Origin of the sequence: Kineococcus arenarius subsp. arenarius (genome assembly GCF_050871845.1) — a bacterium.
Classification (GTDB): Bacteria; Actinomycetota; Actinomycetes; order Actinomycetales; family Kineococcaceae; genus Kineococcus.
The window spans coordinates 17,951-32,742 of sequence record NZ_JBJLSE010000042.1 but is presented as its reverse complement, the minus strand read 5'-3'; the positions used below and the strand labels follow the sequence as shown (position 1 = coordinate 32,742).

General features: G+C 76.3%; 15 protein-coding genes. 6 read left to right on the top strand and 9 right to left on the bottom strand.

Annotated elements, in window-relative coordinates; translation table 11 throughout:
- Positions 1–92: 92 nt before the first annotated feature.
- Both ACRYM0_RS11865 and gndA read right to left on the bottom strand, forming a co-directional pair.
- Positions 93–1,508: a glucose-6-phosphate dehydrogenase gene (locus ACRYM0_RS11865; protein ID WP_432505293.1), complete on the bottom strand. Its 1,416-nt coding sequence runs from the start codon at positions 1,506–1,508 to the stop codon at positions 93–95.
- Between the two features lie 28 nt (positions 1,509–1,536).
- On the bottom strand, positions 1,537–3,015 hold the full coding sequence (gndA, locus tag ACRYM0_RS11860) for an NADP-dependent phosphogluconate dehydrogenase (protein WP_432505292.1): 1,479 nt from the start codon (positions 3,013–3,015) through the stop codon (positions 1,537–1,539).
- Positions 3,016–3,235: 220 nt separating this feature from the next.
- Here gndA and ACRYM0_RS11855 point away from each other — a divergent pair, with 220 nt between their 5' ends.
- A complete protein-coding gene (locus ACRYM0_RS11855; protein WP_432505290.1) occupies positions 3,236–3,898 on the top strand; it encodes a YczE/YyaS/YitT family protein in 663 nt (220 codons plus the stop codon).
- Positions 3,899–3,922: 24 nt separating this feature from the next.
- Here ACRYM0_RS11855 and ACRYM0_RS11850 read toward each other — a convergent pair whose 3' ends face one another.
- Positions 3,923–4,303 carry a universal stress protein gene (locus tag ACRYM0_RS11850; RefSeq protein ID WP_432505288.1) on the bottom strand — a complete coding sequence of 127 codons (381 nt, stop codon included), beginning with the start codon at positions 4,301–4,303 and terminating at the stop codon, positions 3,923–3,925.
- A 202-nt stretch (positions 4,304–4,505) separates the two neighbouring features.
- Between ACRYM0_RS11850 and ACRYM0_RS11845 the strand changes: the two genes are divergently transcribed.
- The 3 genes from ACRYM0_RS11845 to ACRYM0_RS11835 are packed head-to-tail and all read left to right on the top strand — an operon-like array spanning position 4,506 to position 7,591.
- The gene (locus ACRYM0_RS11845) at positions 4,506–5,486 is read left to right on the top strand and encodes a Bug family tripartite tricarboxylate transporter substrate binding protein (protein ID WP_432505287.1); all 981 of its coding nucleotides are present in this window, start codon (positions 4,506–4,508) and stop codon (positions 5,484–5,486) included.
- On the top strand, positions 5,483–6,073 hold the full coding sequence (locus ACRYM0_RS11840; protein ID WP_432505285.1) for a tripartite tricarboxylate transporter TctB family protein: 591 nt from the start codon (positions 5,483–5,485) through the stop codon (positions 6,071–6,073). The genes ACRYM0_RS11845 and ACRYM0_RS11840 overlap by 4 nt, the downstream gene beginning before the upstream one ends.
- A gap of 12 nt (positions 6,074–6,085) precedes the next feature.
- Complete coding sequence (locus ACRYM0_RS11835) at positions 6,086–7,591, top strand: tripartite tricarboxylate transporter permease (RefSeq protein WP_432505283.1); 1,506 nt, start codon at positions 6,086–6,088, stop codon at positions 7,589–7,591.
- A gap of 26 nt (positions 7,592–7,617) precedes the next feature.
- Here ACRYM0_RS11835 and ACRYM0_RS11830 read toward each other — a convergent pair whose 3' ends face one another.
- The 3 genes from ACRYM0_RS11830 to ACRYM0_RS11820 form a co-directional block, all read right to left on the bottom strand.
- Positions 7,618–7,791 (bottom strand): hypothetical protein, encoded by a 174-nt coding sequence (locus ACRYM0_RS11830; protein ID WP_432505281.1) that lies wholly within the window; start codon positions 7,789–7,791, stop codon positions 7,618–7,620.
- Between the two features lie 214 nt (positions 7,792–8,005).
- Positions 8,006–10,159 carry a SpoIIE family protein phosphatase gene (locus ACRYM0_RS11825; protein ID WP_432505279.1) on the bottom strand — a complete coding sequence of 718 codons (2,154 nt, stop codon included), beginning with the start codon at positions 10,157–10,159 and terminating at the stop codon, positions 8,006–8,008.
- A gap of 98 nt (positions 10,160–10,257) precedes the next feature.
- On the bottom strand, positions 10,258–11,046 hold the full coding sequence (locus tag ACRYM0_RS11820; protein WP_432505278.1) for a sulfite exporter TauE/SafE family protein: 789 nt from the start codon (positions 11,044–11,046) through the stop codon (positions 10,258–10,260).
- Positions 11,047–11,512: 466 nt separating this feature from the next.
- Here ACRYM0_RS11820 and ACRYM0_RS11815 point away from each other — a divergent pair, with 466 nt between their 5' ends.
- Positions 11,513–12,130: a TMEM165/GDT1 family protein gene (locus tag ACRYM0_RS11815; RefSeq protein ID WP_432505276.1), complete on the top strand. Its 618-nt coding sequence runs from the start codon at positions 11,513–11,515 to the stop codon at positions 12,128–12,130.
- A 160-nt stretch (positions 12,131–12,290) separates the two neighbouring features.
- Positions 12,291–12,677: an ATP-binding protein gene (locus ACRYM0_RS11810; RefSeq protein WP_432505274.1), complete on the top strand. Its 387-nt coding sequence runs from the start codon at positions 12,291–12,293 to the stop codon at positions 12,675–12,677.
- Between the two features lie 3 nt (positions 12,678–12,680).
- Here the strand turns inward: ACRYM0_RS11810 and ACRYM0_RS11805 are convergent, their stop codons facing one another.
- From ACRYM0_RS11805 to ACRYM0_RS11795, 3 genes are read right to left on the bottom strand one after another with little or no spacing between them, the layout of a single operon-like run.
- Positions 12,681–13,886, bottom strand: a complete 1,206-nt coding sequence (locus tag ACRYM0_RS11805) for an MFS transporter (protein WP_432505273.1) — start codon at positions 13,884–13,886, stop codon at positions 12,681–12,683.
- Positions 13,883–14,332: a hypothetical protein gene (locus tag ACRYM0_RS11800; protein WP_432505272.1), complete on the bottom strand. Its 450-nt coding sequence runs from the start codon at positions 14,330–14,332 to the stop codon at positions 13,883–13,885. Before ACRYM0_RS11800 ends, ACRYM0_RS11805 begins: the two co-directional genes overlap by 4 nt.
- Positions 14,329–14,691: a hypothetical protein gene (locus tag ACRYM0_RS11795; protein WP_432505270.1), complete on the bottom strand. Its 363-nt coding sequence runs from the start codon at positions 14,689–14,691 to the stop codon at positions 14,329–14,331. Before ACRYM0_RS11795 ends, ACRYM0_RS11800 begins: the two co-directional genes overlap by 4 nt.
- Between the last annotated feature and the right edge of the window lie 101 nt (positions 14,692–14,792).

The window sequence follows — 14,792 nt, the reverse complement described above, 5'->3', positions numbered from 1 at the left end:
CACCCCGGCCCGAGGGCGGCCTCGCGGGGGCCCCCCGGGCCCGCGTGCCCCGCAGCCCGGCGGGGGGGGGGGGGGGGTGTCGCGGGAGCAGATCAGTGCTGGGTGAGCCAGCCGTAGGGGGCGGCCAGCTCGTCGGCCGCCTCCGGGCCCCACGTGCCCGCCTCGTACGGGTGCAGCTCCCCGCGCTGCTGCAGCAGCGGCGTCACCACCCGCCACGCGTCGCGCAGACCCGCGGAGGTGGTGAACAGCGCCCGGTCGCCGATCAGGACGTCGCGCAGCAGCGCCGCGTACGGCGGCAGCGGCTCCGCGTCGGGGAGCTCGGCCAGGTCCAGGTGCAGCTTGCCCGGCACGAGGTCGTCGGAGACGCCGGGGCGGCGGGCGGTCACACCCGCCCACACGGTGCCGTTGCCGGACAGCGTGAACGTGATCGTCTCCGGCTCGTCCGTGCGCTCCCCCGCGCCGTGCTGCAGCGAGGTCGGCGGCCGCAGCACGAGGGTGACGTGCTGGTGGGACTCGGCCAGCTTCTTGCCGGTGCGCAGCACGAACGGCACGCCGCGCCAGCGGTCGTTGTCCACCCACACGCGCGCCGCCACGAACGTGTCGGTGCCCGACTCGTCGTCGACGTGCTCGAGGTGGCGGTAGCCGCTGGACTGCCCCAGGACCACCTCGGCCGGGTCGATGGGCCGGAAGGACCCCAGCACCGCCTCGCGCGCCTCCTGCAGCGCGTCCGGGCCCGGGCCCGACGGCGGCTCGGCCGCGACCTCCGCGGCCACCTGCAGCAGGTGGGTGACGAGCATGTCCAGCGTGGCGCCGGTGGCGTCGTAGAACTGGGCGCGCTCGTCCACCCCGAGGGTCTCGGGCACGTCGATCTGCACCTGCGCGACGTGCTCGGCGCTCCACACCTGCTCGAACAGCCGGTTGGCGAAGCGCAGCACGTGCAGCTGCTGGGTCGCCTCCTTGCCGAGGAAGTGGTCGATGCGGAAGACCTGCTCCTCGTCGAAGACCGACTGCACCAGTGCGTCGAGCTCCTCGAACGACTCCGGGGAGGTGCCGTACGGCTTCTCGTAGACCACGCGCGAGCCCTCGGCCAGGCCGTGGGCGGCGATGGCGCGGGTGTAGTCGTCGAACGTCGACGGCGGCAGCGCCAGGTAGTGCACCAGCTGCGCGTCCTCGCCGAGCTCACCGCGGGCCGTCGCCAGCACGTCCAGGAGCTCACCGGGGTCGGACTCGCTGAACCCGCCGCCGGCGAAGCGCAGCCCCGCCGCCACCTGCTCCAGGACGCGCTCGTCCAGGTCCTTGCCGAACTCGCGCAGCCCGTCGACGACGTGGCTGCGGTAGTCGTCGTCGCTCATCGCCCTGCGGCCGCTGCCGATCAGCGTCCACCGCTCGGGCAGCAGCCCGGCCTTCGCCAGCGCCGCGAACCCCGGCATGACCAGCCGCTTGGCCAGGTCGCCGGTGGCGCCGTACAGGACGAAGACGGTCGGGACCTCCTGGTGCCGCTCGCTCACCGCTGCCTCCCCGCTCTCCCGCTCCGCCTCAGGACCACGCGTGCTCGGCGCCGTCGCCGGCCCACTCCACGTGGAAGGAGCCGTCGCGGTCGATGCGCTTGTAGGTGTGCGCGCCGAAGAGGTCGCGCAGCCCCTGCACCAGCGCCGCCGACGAGCGCGGCCGGCGCAGCCCGTCGTAGTACGCCAGCGCGGAGGAGAACCCGGGCGCGGGGATGCCGTGCGCCACCGAGTGCTGCACGACGCGGCGCCACGCCTCCTGGCCGTTCGCCACGGCCTCGGCGAAGTACGGGTCCAGCAGCAGGGAGGGCAGGTCGGGGCGGGCGGCGTAGGCGTCCTTGATCCGGTCGAGGAACTTCGCGCGGATGATGCACCCGCCGCGCCAGATCGTCGCCATGGCGCCCGGGTCGATGCCCCAGCCGTACTCGTCGGAGCCCGCCTTGATCATGTCGAAGCCCTGGGCGTAGGCGACGACCTTCGACGCGTACAGCGCCGCGCGCACGTCGTCGACGAACGCGTCCGCGTCGCCCTCGGCGACGAACGGGGCCTCCTCCGCCGGGCCCGGCAGCACGCCCTGGGCGGCCTTGCGCTGCTCGGCGTGCCCGGACAGGGCGCGGGCGAAGACGGCCTCGGCGATGCCGGAGACGGGGGTGCCCAGGTCGAGGGCGGTCTGCACCGTCCAGCGGCCGGTGCCCTTCTGCTCGGCCTCGTCCAGGATGACGTCGACCAGCGCGACGCCGTCCTGCGTGGGGTCGTCCTTGGCGAGCACCTGCGCGGTGATCTCGATGAGGAAGGACTCCAGGTCCCCGGAGTTCCAGGAGGTGAACACCTCGGCGAGCTGCTGGGGGGTGCGGCCCAGGCCGTGGCGCAGCAGGTCGTACGCCTCGGCGATGAGCTGCATGTCGGCGTACTCGATGCCGTTGTGGACCATCTTCACGAAGTGGCCGGCGCCGTCGGGGCCGACGTGGGTGGAGCAGGGGGTGCCGTCCACCGAGACGGCGATGTCGGCGAGGATCGGGCCGAGCTTGGCGTAGGAGTGCTCCGAGCCGCCCGGCATGATCGACGGGCCCAGCAGCGCGCCCTCCTCGCCGCCGGAGACGCCCACGCCGGCGAAGTGGATGCCCTTCTCGCGCAGCGCGGCCTCGCGGCGGCGGGTGTCGGCGAAGTGGGCGTTGCCGGCGTCGACGATGATGTCGCCCTCGCTCAGCAGCGGCGCCAGCTCGTCGATGACGGCGTCGGTGGGGCCGCCGGCCTTCACCATGACGATCACGGTGCGGGGGGACTCCAGGGAGTCGACGAACTCCTGCGCCGAGTACCCGGGCACGAAGGTGCCCTCGTGCCCGAACTCCTCCACCAGGGCCTTCGTCCGGGCGTCGGTGCGGTTGTGCACCGCGGTCACGTACCCGTGCCGGGCGATGTTGCGGGCGAGGTTGCGCCCCATCGTCGCCAGGCCCGTCACACCGATCTGGGCCTTCACCTGCTCGGCCGCCTGCTGCGTGGTCTCGGTCACCCGCGGGAGTCTTCCACGGCCGGCGCGCGCCCCATCACCCCCCGGCGCCCCCCGGCGTGACGGGGGGGAAAACTCTTCCTCACGGCGCCGCGCCGGCCCGGTGAGGACCGACGGCCGCGCACCCGCCCGCGCGGCGCGACCGCCGCGCACCTGAGAAGCTGGTGGGGCCCCGGACGTCGAAGCAGCGGCGCACGCCCGAGCACACCAGGACGAGGAAGCCGTGAGCGCCCGCACCACTCCCCCCGGTCCCCCCGGTCCCCCCGGACGCCCCGGGCGGCGCCGCCCGCCGCCGCGGCGGATCGCCCAGTTCCTCGTCGGCCTGGCGATGTGCGCGGCCGGCGTGTGGGGCTCGCTGCAGGTGCACCTCGGCGTGGCGTCCTGGGACGTCCTGCACGCCGGTGTCGCCGACCGCACCGGCCTGTCCTACGGCACCGTCGTGGCGGGGGTGGGGGTGCTGGTGGTCCTGGTGTCCCTGCTGCTGGGCGTGCGCCCGCGGCTGGGCACCCTGGTCAACGTGGTGGCGATCGCGGTCACGCTGGACGCCCTGCTGGCCTCGTCGTGGCTGGACGGGCTGGGTTCGGCGCCCACGGCGGTGCGCGTGGCGGTGCTGGCGGCCTCGGTGCTCTGCCTGGGGTTCGGCGGCGCCCTCTACATCGGCGCCGGGCTGGGCAGCGGCCCGCGCGACAGCCTCATGGTGGCGTGCCACCTGCGCGGCTGGCCGGTGGGCCGCTCCCGCGCCCTCATCGAGGTGGGGGTGCTGGTGGTGGGCTGGCTGCTCGGCGGGCCCGTCGGGGTGGGCACCGTGGTGCTGGCGCTGGCCCTGGGGCCGGTCACGCAGTTCGCGTTCCGGGTGCTGCGGCAGTCCCCCGGCGCGGGCACCTGAGCGCGGCGGCGGCAGCGCCCGCGCTCAGGGCCGCCGGCCGGCCTTGACGACGAGGACGGGCACGTCCGAGCCGAGGATGATCCGTTGTGCCGTGCTGCCCAGGAGGAACTTCCCCACGGGCGAGCGCCGCCGGGTCCCGACGACGACGAGCTCGGCCCCCGAGCCCGGCACGGCGTCGAGCAGGGCGTCCACCGGTTCCTGGTGCTCGGGGCGCCGCAGCACCTCGACCGACGCCGGCGCCGGGTCGAGGCCGGCCACCGCGCGCCGGGCCGCCTCGCCGTGGTCGTCGTGGGCGGTCAGGTCGAGCACCGCCAGCGGCAGGTCGCGCAGCCGCGCCTCGGCGGCACCGCGCTCCAGCGCCGCAGCGCCCTCGTCGGTGCCCGACCAGCCCACGAGGACCGCCACCGCCACCACTCCCTCTCCACCACCTGACCCGCGACCGGCACGAGCGTCCGGCCTGCGCGACGAGCGCCGCGGGCGGGCGCCGCGCGGCACCCCCGCGGGTATCGTGCGCGCTCGGACGCCGGACGGCTACACGTCGTGTCCGCGTCCGCGTCCGCACCACCACGTCCCGGCAGGGCGTGAGCCGCTCGACGAGGAGGGTCTCGTGCACAAGCGCGTCAAGGGCGTCCTGGGGGTGGCGCTGCTGGTCCCGCTCGTGGGGGCGGCGGCCTGGGACGCCCGCAGCACGGGGACGCTGTCCGGGGCCCGCACCGGCCTGACGATCATCGCCCCCGCCTCGCCGGGCGGCGGCTGGGACACCCTGGCCCGTCAGCTGCAGGCGGCCATGCGCGAGGCCGACGTCGTCACCAACCCCCAGGTGGTCAACGTCCCCGGCGCCGCGGGCACCATCGGGCTGGCCCAGCTGCAGGAGATGGAGGGCCAGGGCGACGTGCTCATGGTCACCGGCACCGTCATGGTCGGTGGCGTCGAGATCAACGACAGCCCCGTCGGCATCGACGACGTCACGCCGATCGCCCGCACGACCGACGACTACGAGATCGTCGTGGTGCCCGCCGACTCCCCGCTGCGGTCCGTGGACGACCTCGTGGCCGCCTGGCAGCAGGACCCGGGAGCCGTGGCCGTCGGCGGCGGCTCCCTCGGCGGCACCGACCAGCTCCTCGCCGCGCAGCTCGCCCTCGCCGTCGGCGTGCCGGCCACGGAGGTCAACTACATCGCCTACTCCGGTGGTGGCGAGGCGATCCAGGCGCTGCTGTCCGGCGCCAGCGACGTGGGCATCAGCGGCTACAACGAGTTCGCCGACCAGATCGAGGCCGGGGAGCTGCGCGCCCTGGCCGTCTCGGCGCCCGAGCCGCAGCCCGAGCTCGGCATCCCGACGCTCTACGAGCTCGGCTACGACGTCCACCAGGGCAACTGGCGCGGCCTGCTGGCGCCGCCCGGCCTGACCGACGAGGAGCGCCGGGAGCTGACCGACATCGTCACCGAGACCCTCGCCACGCCGGAGTGGGAGGAGACCCTCGAACGCAACCGGTGGGTCGACAGCGAGCTCGTCGGCGAGGAGCTGACCACCTTCATCGACGAGGAGGTCGCCCGCATCCAGGCGATCCTCGAGGAGGCCGGCCTGTGAGCCCCTCCTCCCCGCCCGACGCCCCGACCGAGCCGTCCGGCTCGCCGGCCGGCGGCTCGACGGCCCTGCCGCCGGCGGCACCGGAACCCTCGCGCGGGTCGTTCGCCATGGCGGCCGTCGTCACGGGCTTCGCGCTGTACCTGACGTACGGGCTCGTCGTCATGGACGCCAACGAGGGCGGCGACGGCGGGCCCGGTCCGCGGTTCTTCCCCGTGCTGGTGCTCGTCCTCGCCTGGGTGGTCGCGGTCGGGCTCGCCCTCGACGCGGTGCGCGAGCGCCGCCGCGCGCGCTCGCGGGGCGCCGCCCCGGGGGGCGGGGCGGGAGCCGGCGACGACCGGCCCACCGCCCCCACCGACTGGCGCGCGGTGGCGCTGGTCGCCGGCACCTTCGCCGTCTTCACCGCCGTGCTCGTGCCGCTGGGCTGGCTGATCGCCGGGACCTGGCTGTTCTGGGGCACGGCGCAGGCGCTGGGCAGCCGGCGCCGCCTGTTCGACCTCGGCGTGGCCCTCGCCGTCGCGTCCGTCGTGCAACTGGCCTTCGGGGCGGGTCTCGGCCTGAACCTGCCCGCCGGTCTGCTGGCCCTCTAGGAAGGACTCCCCGTGGACGCCCTCGCGGACCTCGCCGGCGGTTTCTCGACCGCCCTCTCCCCGGTGAACCTCCTCTGGGTGTTCCTCGGGGCCCTGCTCGGCACGGCCGTCGGCGTCCTGCCGGGCCTCGGTTCCTCCATGGCGGTGGCCCTGCTGCTGCCCGTGACGTTCGCGCTCGACCCGACCGGTGCGCTGATCATGTTCGCCGGCGTCTACTACGGCGGGCTCTTCGGCGACTCGATCACCGGCATCCTGCTCAACACCCCGGGCAACTCCTCGGCGATCGCCGCCACCTTCGAGGGGCACCGGATGGCCCTCGACGGGCGCGCGGCGCAGGCGCTCGCGACGTCGGCGATCGGCGCCTTCACCGGTGGCCTCATCGCGACGTGCGTCGTCGCCCTCGGCGCACCCGTGTTCGCGAGCCTCGCCTCGGCGTTCGGCCCGGCCGAGTTCTTCGCCCTGACGGCGTTCGCCTTCGTCGCGACGGCCTTCGTCGTCGCCGACTCGCCCCTGAAGGGCCTGGCGGCGCTCGTCATCGGCTTCACCGTCGGCATCATCGGCATCGACACCCAGACCGGCACCGTCCGGTACACGCTGGGGGTCCCGCAGCTGTTCGACGGCGTCGGCATCGTCGTGATCACGGTCGGCCTCCTGGCCCTCGGCGAGGTGCTGCACGTCGCGTCCCGGTCGCGGTGGCACAGCGGGGACCGGCTGGTCGGCGTGAAGGGACGCCCCTTCCTGTCGCGCGCGGAGTTCCGCGAGGCGCTGCCCGCGTGGCTGCGCGGCACGGCCTTCGGCGTGCCCTTCGGCGTCATCCCGGTCGGCGGCTCGGAGGTGCCGACCTTCCTGGCCTACGGGACGGAGCGGCGCCTGGACGCGCGCCGGCGCGAACCGAAGTTCGGCCGAGGAGCCATCCGCGGCGTCGCCGGCCCGGAAGCGGCGGGCAACGCGACGGCCGGCACCGCCATGGGCGCGCTGCTGGCGCTGGGTCTGCCGACGTCGGCCACCGCGGCGATCCTGCTGGGTGCCTTCCAGCAGTTCGGCATCCAGACCGGGCCCCTGCTGTTCCAGCGCGCCGGCGACCTCGTGTGGGCGCTCATCGCGAGCCTGTTCATCGGCTTGTTCGTGCTGCTGCTGCTGAACCTGCCGTTCGCGCCGCTGTGGGCGCGGCTGCTGCTCATCCCCCGCCAGTACCTGTACGCGGGCATCGCCGTCTTCGCCGGTCTCGGGATCTACGCCTCCGCCGGCTCGGTCGTCGACCTCGTGCTGCTGCTCCTGCTCGGCCTGCTCGGCTTCCTCATGCGGCGCCACGACGTCCCGCTGGCACCCGTGCTCATCGCGGTGATCCTCGGCCCGCTCGCGGAGACCAACCTGCGCAACACCCTCGCCATCAGCCAAGGCGACCCGGCGGCGCTGGTCTCCAGCCCCGTGACGGTCGCCATCTACGTGCTGCTCGCGGTGTCCGTGGCGCTGGCCGTGCTGGGTCAGGTGCGGCGGCGGCGCGGCGCCGACGTCTGACCCCCGCCCACGGGTGCGGGGAGGCGTCAGTCCTCGGCGGCGGGTTCCTGCGCCGGACGCGGCGGCCGGCGGGGGACCACGGTGCCGTCCAGCGGCAGGCGGCGGATCGCCACGCCCCTGGCCTTGCGGCGGTTGGCCGCGGCGAGGCGCTCGCTGAGCAGGATCGCCCGGCGCAGAGCCCGGCCCGGGGGGTCGGGCACCGGCTCCGGTCCTCCTGGCACAGCCCGCCTCCCCGTCCTCCCGCGGCGCCGTCCGTGTCGCCGCGTCGTCGCACCCCCCGGGGGCGCTGGTGGCCCGGGGGAACGTCCTGTGTAGCCCACCGGTCCCCGCCGTGCCACCGCGACGGCGCGCACGGCCGCCGCGCTGCACGCACCGTGCCGGAACCGCCACGGTGGGGTGCCGGAACCGTCGGGATCAGCCCCGTGTGACTGGGGTGGGCGGGTGCGGCGGCACGCGGTTCGGCCCGGCCTCGGCGGGCCGCGGACGGTCCAGCGGGTGCAGGCGCACCGCGACGAGCGCCACGTCGTCGTCGTGCCCGGCGGGCACCAGCCGGGCCAGCAGCTCGTCGCACAGCGCCTCCAGCTCCAGGTGCCCCAGCTCCGCGACCGCGTCCTGCAGGTGCGTGAGCCCGTCCTCCAGGGACGTGCCGCGGCGCTCCACGAGGCCGTCGGTGTACAGCAGCAGCGTCGAGCCGCGGTCCACGGTGATGGCCGCGTCGGAGCGCCGGGTGGTGGGGTCCACGCCCAGCAGCAGCTGCGCGGGGTGCGCCGCCAGGGCGCTGACCGTGCCGTCGGGGGCCAGCAGCACCGGCGGCAGGTGCCCGGCGCTGGACCAGCGCAGCCGGGTCACGTCCCGGTCGCGCTCGTCGAGGACCTGCTCCAGGCGGGCCACGAGGGCGGTGGCGGTGGTGTCCACGGCCAGGCCCAGCATGGTGGCGTCCAGGCTGGTCAGGACCGTGGCCGGGCCGGTGCCGCTGGAGTACGCGATGCCGCGCAGCAGGCTGCGCACCTGGCTCATCGCGGCCGCGGCCTCGATGTCGTGGCCCATGACGTCGCCGATGACGAGGACCGTCGCCCCGTCGGGGGTGAGGAACGCGTCGTACCAGTCCCCGCCGACCTGGGCGGCGGCCGCGGCGGGCTGGTAGCGCACGGCGACCTGCACGTGGTCCGGTTCCACCGGTGCCGTCAGCAGGCTGCGCTGCAGCCCCTCCGCCATGCGGTGCTGCTGGGTGTACAGGCGGGCGTTGTCCAGGGCGAGCCCGGCGCGGTCGGCGACCTCCACGGCGGTCAGCAGGTCCTGCGGCGGGATGGGGGTGCGCCCGGCGCCGCGGAAGGCGCTGACCAGCCCGACGGTGCGCCCGCGCGCCCGCAGCGGCAGCATCGCGAACGACTCCGGCGCCAGCCGGCGCACGACGTCCTGCGCCGGGCCCGGGGCCAGCACGTCCAGCAGGACGGCGGTGCCGGAGCGCTCGACCGTGACGGGCCGGCCGGTGCGCAGCGCGCGGTACACGGGGGCGTCGGGGCTCAGCGCGCGCAGCCGGGTGCGGCGGTACTCCTCGACCAGGGGCCGCAGCTCCTCGCGCGCGTGCCAGGAACCGATGTCGCGCAGGACGCCCTGCTCGTCGACGAGGGTCACCAGGCACCAGTCGGCCAGGGCGGGCACGAGGTGCTGGGCGAGGCGGCCGACGGCCTCCTCGGTGTCGAGGGTGGCGGACAGGTCCTCCCCCACGCGCACGAGCAGGCGCAGCCGGTCGGCGGCCTCCTCGGCGCGCGCCCGGGCCGCCTCGGCCTCCTGCCGCGCCGCCTCCACCTCCTGCTGCGCGCGGCGGCGGGCGGTGATGTCCAGGAAGTACACGGACAGCCCGTCGGGCGACGGCCAGGCGCGGACCTCGTACCAGGCGTCCAGCGGCGGCGGGTAGTACGCCTCGAACGACCCCGGCTCGCCGGTGGCCACCGCGCGGCGGTACTCCTGCTCGAACAGGGCGCCGACCGCGTCGGGGAACAGCTCCCACACCACCCCGCCGAGCAGCTCCTCGCGGGAGCGGCCCAGCAGGCGCTCCGCCTCGGCGTTGACGTAGCTGAAGCGCCACTCGGCGTCGAGGGAGAAGAAGGCCGCCGACATGGTCTCCAGCACCCGGGCGGTGCGGGCGCCGGCGTCGTGGGCATCGGTGGTGTCGTAGGCGGCGCCGAGGATGCGCACCGCGCGGCCGGACTCGTCGCTGAGCGCGCGCCCGCGGGCCTGCACCCAGCGCGTGCCGCCGTCGGGGCGCACCACGCGGTACTCCGCCTCGAAGTCCCCGCACGTCCCGGCGCACTCGGCGAGCGCCTGGCGCACGCGCGGCAGGTCGTCGGGGTGCAGGCGCTCCTCGAACGCCTCGATGGACCCGCGGAAGCCGGCGCGGTCGTAGCCGAACAGCTCCACCAGGCGGTCGTCCCAGGTGAGGCGCCCGCTGAGGAGGTCCCAGTCGAAGCCGCCCACGCCGCCGGCGGAGATCGCCAGCTGCCAGCGCAGCCGCTCGGACTCGTGCTCGACGGTGAGCCGCAGCTCCTCGTCGTCCCTCGGCGGCACAGCGCCCACCGCGTCACCCCGATCGCCGGTCCCGGCGGGGCGGTCCCGGCCGACGTCCAGGGTAGGTGAGCCGGGCGGGCGCGGGGGGACGCGCGGGCTCAGCCGGTCAGGACCTGCCCGCCGAGGCGCACGACGAGGACGGCGACGACGGCGAGGAAGACCACGCGCACGAACCGGCTGCCCGCGGCGACGGCGGTGCGGGCCCCCAGGTAGCCGCCCAGGAGGTTCGCGGCGCCCATGAGCAGCCCGAGCCGCCACAGCACGGCGCCGTGGGCGGCGAAGACGACCAGCGCCCCCACGTTGGTGGCGAGGTTGACGATCTTGGCGGTGGCGCTGGCCTGCAGGAACGCGTAGCCGAGCAGGCCGACGAGGGCGAAGACGAGGAAGGCGCCGGTGCCGGGGCCGGCGATGCCGTCGTAGAACCCGATGACGGCACCGGTGAGGGCGGCCACCACGGTGTGCCGGTGCCCGCTGAAGCGCAGCGCGGTGGCGCCGCCCAGGTCGGGTTTGAGCAGCGTGTACACCGCCACCAGGACGAGGGCGACGAGGATGACGGGGGTGAGGACGCCGTCGGGCACGGCCGCCGCGCACAGCGCCCCGCCGGCGGCGCCGAGCGCGGCGACGACGGCGGTGGGCACCGCGGTGCGCAGGGGCGGGTGCACGCGGCGGTAGTAGGTGGCGGCGCTGGTGCCGGTGCCCATCGCCCCGGCGAGCTTGTTGGTGGCCAGGGCCTGCACGGGGTCCATGCCGGGCACGAGCAGCAGCGCGGGCAGCTGCACCAGGCCCCCGCCGCCCACGACGGCGTCGATCCACCCGGCGGCGAAGGCGGCCAGGACGAGCAGGGCCAGGGTGGCCGGGCCGAGCGCGGCGAGGGTCTCGGCGCTCACGCGCGGCCGCCCGGGCGCGGGGTGGGGGGTTGCAGCACCGGCACAGCGTGGCAGGGCCGCCGGGCGCCGGGGTTTCGCCCCCCCGAACCGTCGAGCCGGGCGGGCGGGAGCCGCACCGGCCGGTGGGCCGTGGCCCGCACGGGCAGCGACCCGAAGAACCGGAACCCTCCGAGTCGTTGCAGCGCAACGTTTCCCACCGGAGCCCCGGGGGACGGGACGGTCGCCGGCGGAGGATTTCCCCCGGCCGCGGCGGGTGTGCTGGAATGGTCGCGACGAGGGGGAGTAGCCCGCACGTCACCGGTCGACACGCTGGCCCCCGGGCCCGGCCGGTGGGCCCGCAGCGCGGGTGGGCGAGACCTTCGGCACCGTTCACGCCCACGCACCGCCGGCGCGCGCCGGGGTGCCCGTGGCGCGTGCGTGCCGGGCTCCCGCCGCGGCGCGCGGCGCCGGAGAGGAACCGCCCACCGTGGATGCCGCCGTCGTCCTGGCCAGCTTCCTGCCCGTGCTGCTGCTGGAGCTGCCCGACAAGACGTTCGTGGCGACCCTCGTGCTGGCCACCCGCTTCCGCCCGCTGACCGCGTGGGCGGGCGTGGCGCTGGCGTTCGCGGTGCAGACCGGCATCGCCGTGGTCGCGGGCCGGTTGCTGGCGCAGCTGCCGGACCGCCCGGTGGCGGCCGTGGCGGCGCTGCTGTTCGCCGTGGGCGCGGTGACCCTGTTCCGCGGTGCGGCGAGGGCGCGGGCCGCCGAGGAGGAGGCGCTGCACGAGTACGAGCGCAAGGTGCGCGGCGGCGCGCGGGGCCTGCGGGCGGTGCTGACGTGCTTCGGAGTGGTGTTCCTGGCCGAGTGGGGGGACCTGTCGCAGCTGTTCACCGCGGGCCTGGCGGCCCGGTACGAGGACCCGCTCTCGGTGTTCGCGGGTGCGTGGGCGGCGCTGCTGGTGGTCTCGGCCCTGGCCGCGGCGGCCGGCGCGACCCTGATGCGCCGGCTGAGCGTGGCGACGGTGAGCCGGGTGGGCGGCGTGGTCTGCGCCGTGCTGGCCGTCCTGACGGTCCTGGAGGTCGCGGGGGTGGACCTGCCGGTGTGACTCGCCGGCTCCAGGGTGGGGTGCGCGGGGACAACCGGCCGATCGGGTGATTGACTGTCAGTCACGCGGCGATGACTGTGCTCACACGGATCACGCGCGTGACGGACCACGCGTCGCGGACCCGCCGCGGCGCCCGAGGGCAGCGGGAGGTCGAGGGGCGGTGTTCCTCGTTGTCCTCCCGCCCTCCCCGCGCTCCGTGGGCGTGGCCCGCTGGCTCATCACGGAGTGGTGCGCACCGTGGGTGAAGGCCTCGGAGGTCTCCGAGGACACCGTGGACGCGCTGCTGCTGCTGTCCAGCGAGGTCGTCACCAACGCCGTCGTGCACGGCTCGGGCATGGTGCGCGTGGCGCTGGTCCGCGCCGGCGCCTCGCTGCGCCTGGAGGTCTCCGACGAGGGCGGCGGCATGCCCCTCATCGGCGCCCAGCGCGCCGACGCCGAGAGCGGGCGCGGCATGGCCATGGTGGAACTGCTCTCCAGCCGCTGGGGCACCGAGCTCGACGAGGGCCCCCTGGGCAAGAAGGTGTGGTTCGAGCTCGCCACCACGTGAGGCTCAGCCCGCGGTGCGCACCACCTCGTCGGCGCCGGCCCGCCGCGCCGCCGCCGCCTGGGTGGTCGCGGCCACGGCGACGAGCACCAGCGGCGCGACCCACGACCCGGTGGCCGCGTGCAGGGCGCCCGCCAGCACCGGCCCCGCCGCGGCCACCAGGTAGCCGACGGACTGCGCCATGCCGGACAGGGCGACCGCCCCGGCCGCGTCGGCGGCGCGCGAGGCGGTCGCCGCGAGCGCCAGCACCAGCGCCGCCCCCCCGCCCAGGCCGACCAGGGCGACCCCCGCGGTGGCCGGGACGGCCGCGCCCGGGCCCGTGGCGGCCAGCAGCAGGGCGGTGCCGGCGAGCTCCACCAGCGCGGCACCCACCATCGTGCGGCGGGTGGCCGCCGGGCCGCGGGTCAGCGCCGGGACGAGGAAGCTCGCGGTCACCCCGGCGGCCTGCAGGAGCGTGAGCTGCCAGCCGGCCGCCACCGGGTCCAGCCCGGCGCGCTCGCGCAGCAGGGTGGGCAGCCACGTCAGCAGGCAGTAGAAGACGAGGGACTGCGCGCCCATGTGGGCGGTCACCGCCCACGCCAGCGGGGAGCGCCACGGCACCGGCGCCCGGCGCGCGCCGGCGGGCCCGCCCCGCACGGCGCGCAGCAGCGGCGCCCACAGCACGGCCGCGGCCAGCGCCGGCAGCGCCCACACGGCCAGGGCGGTGCGCCACCCCCCGGGCAGGTGCGTGCTCAGCGGCACCGCCGTGCCGGACGCCGCACCACCGGCCAGCTGCATCACGACGAGGTAGCCGCTGGTGACCAGGGCGAGGCGGGTGGCGAAGGCGGTGCGCACCACCACGGGCAGCAGGACGTTGGTGACGGCGATGGCCACGCCGATCAGGGCCGTGCCGGCGAACAGCGGCGCGGTGCCGGGCACCCAGCGCAGCGCCGCCCCCGCCACGAGCACCACCAGGGCGGCCACGACGGTGGGCTGCACGCCCAGGCGGCCCGCCACGCGCGGCACGACCCCGGAGACCACGGCGAACGCGACCAGCGGCAGGGACGTCAGCAGGCCGGCGGCGGCGGCGCCCAGGCCGGTGTCGGCGGACACCGCGCCCAGCACCGGGCCCACGCCCGTCAGGGGCGAGCGCATGGAGGCCGCCGCGAGCAGGAGCGCGACGAGCAGCAGGGCACCGGTGCGCCGGGGGGGCGCCGCTGCGGGGGTGCTCACGGCCGGGGGGTGCGCTGCGACCCGTGCTGCGACCCGTGCTGCGACCCGTGCTGCGACTCCGAGCGCAGGTAGACCAGCCCGAGCACGGGCAGCACCAGGGGGATGAACAGGTAGCCGCGCCCGTAGGCGGACCAGACGGTGTCGTCGGGGAACGCGGCCGCGTCGGCGAGGCTGAGGGTCCCGACGGCCAGGACGCCGAGCAGCTCCACGGTGCACGCGATGCGGGCGGTGCGCCGCCAGCGCGGCCCGGTGCGGGCCAGGCCGAGGGTGGCGACGACGTAGACGAGACCGGCGAGCGCGGACAGCGCGTACGCCAGCGGCGCCTCGCCGAAGCGGGTGGCGATCTGCACGCCCGCGCGCGAGACGGCGGCGACGGCGAAGACGGCGTACAGGGCGACGAGGACGCGGCCCAGCCCGGTGGCGGTGCCGCGCGCGGGGCCGCTCACCGGGTCACCTGGAACAGCAGGAACGCGCGGTAGGCGATGACGACGACGGCCAGGCACGCCACGAGGAGGACCAGGACGCTGGCGCGGGAGCGGTCGGCCAGCGACCAGAACGCGCCGGCGGGCAGCACCAGGGGTGCGACGACGAGGTAGGCGACGGAGGTGGCCAGCTCGACGGGGCGCGGGCCGCGCACGAGGGCGGCGACCCCGGCGGCGACGAGGACGAGGACGGCCAGCTCCACCACGGCCAGCCCGGCCAGGTGGGCCCGGCCGACGCGGCGGTCGCGGGCGGCGGTCAGGGCCGCCCAGCCGCCCATCACCGCGGCCAGGCCGCAGACGACGGCGACGAGGGTCGAGGACACGGTCGTCGACTCTACGAGCCCGGCGCCGGTGGAGCGCCGCCCGGGTGGCGCCGGGAAGGGTGCTCACGACGGCCGGGTTGGCACCGGTGAGCGGCGGGCAC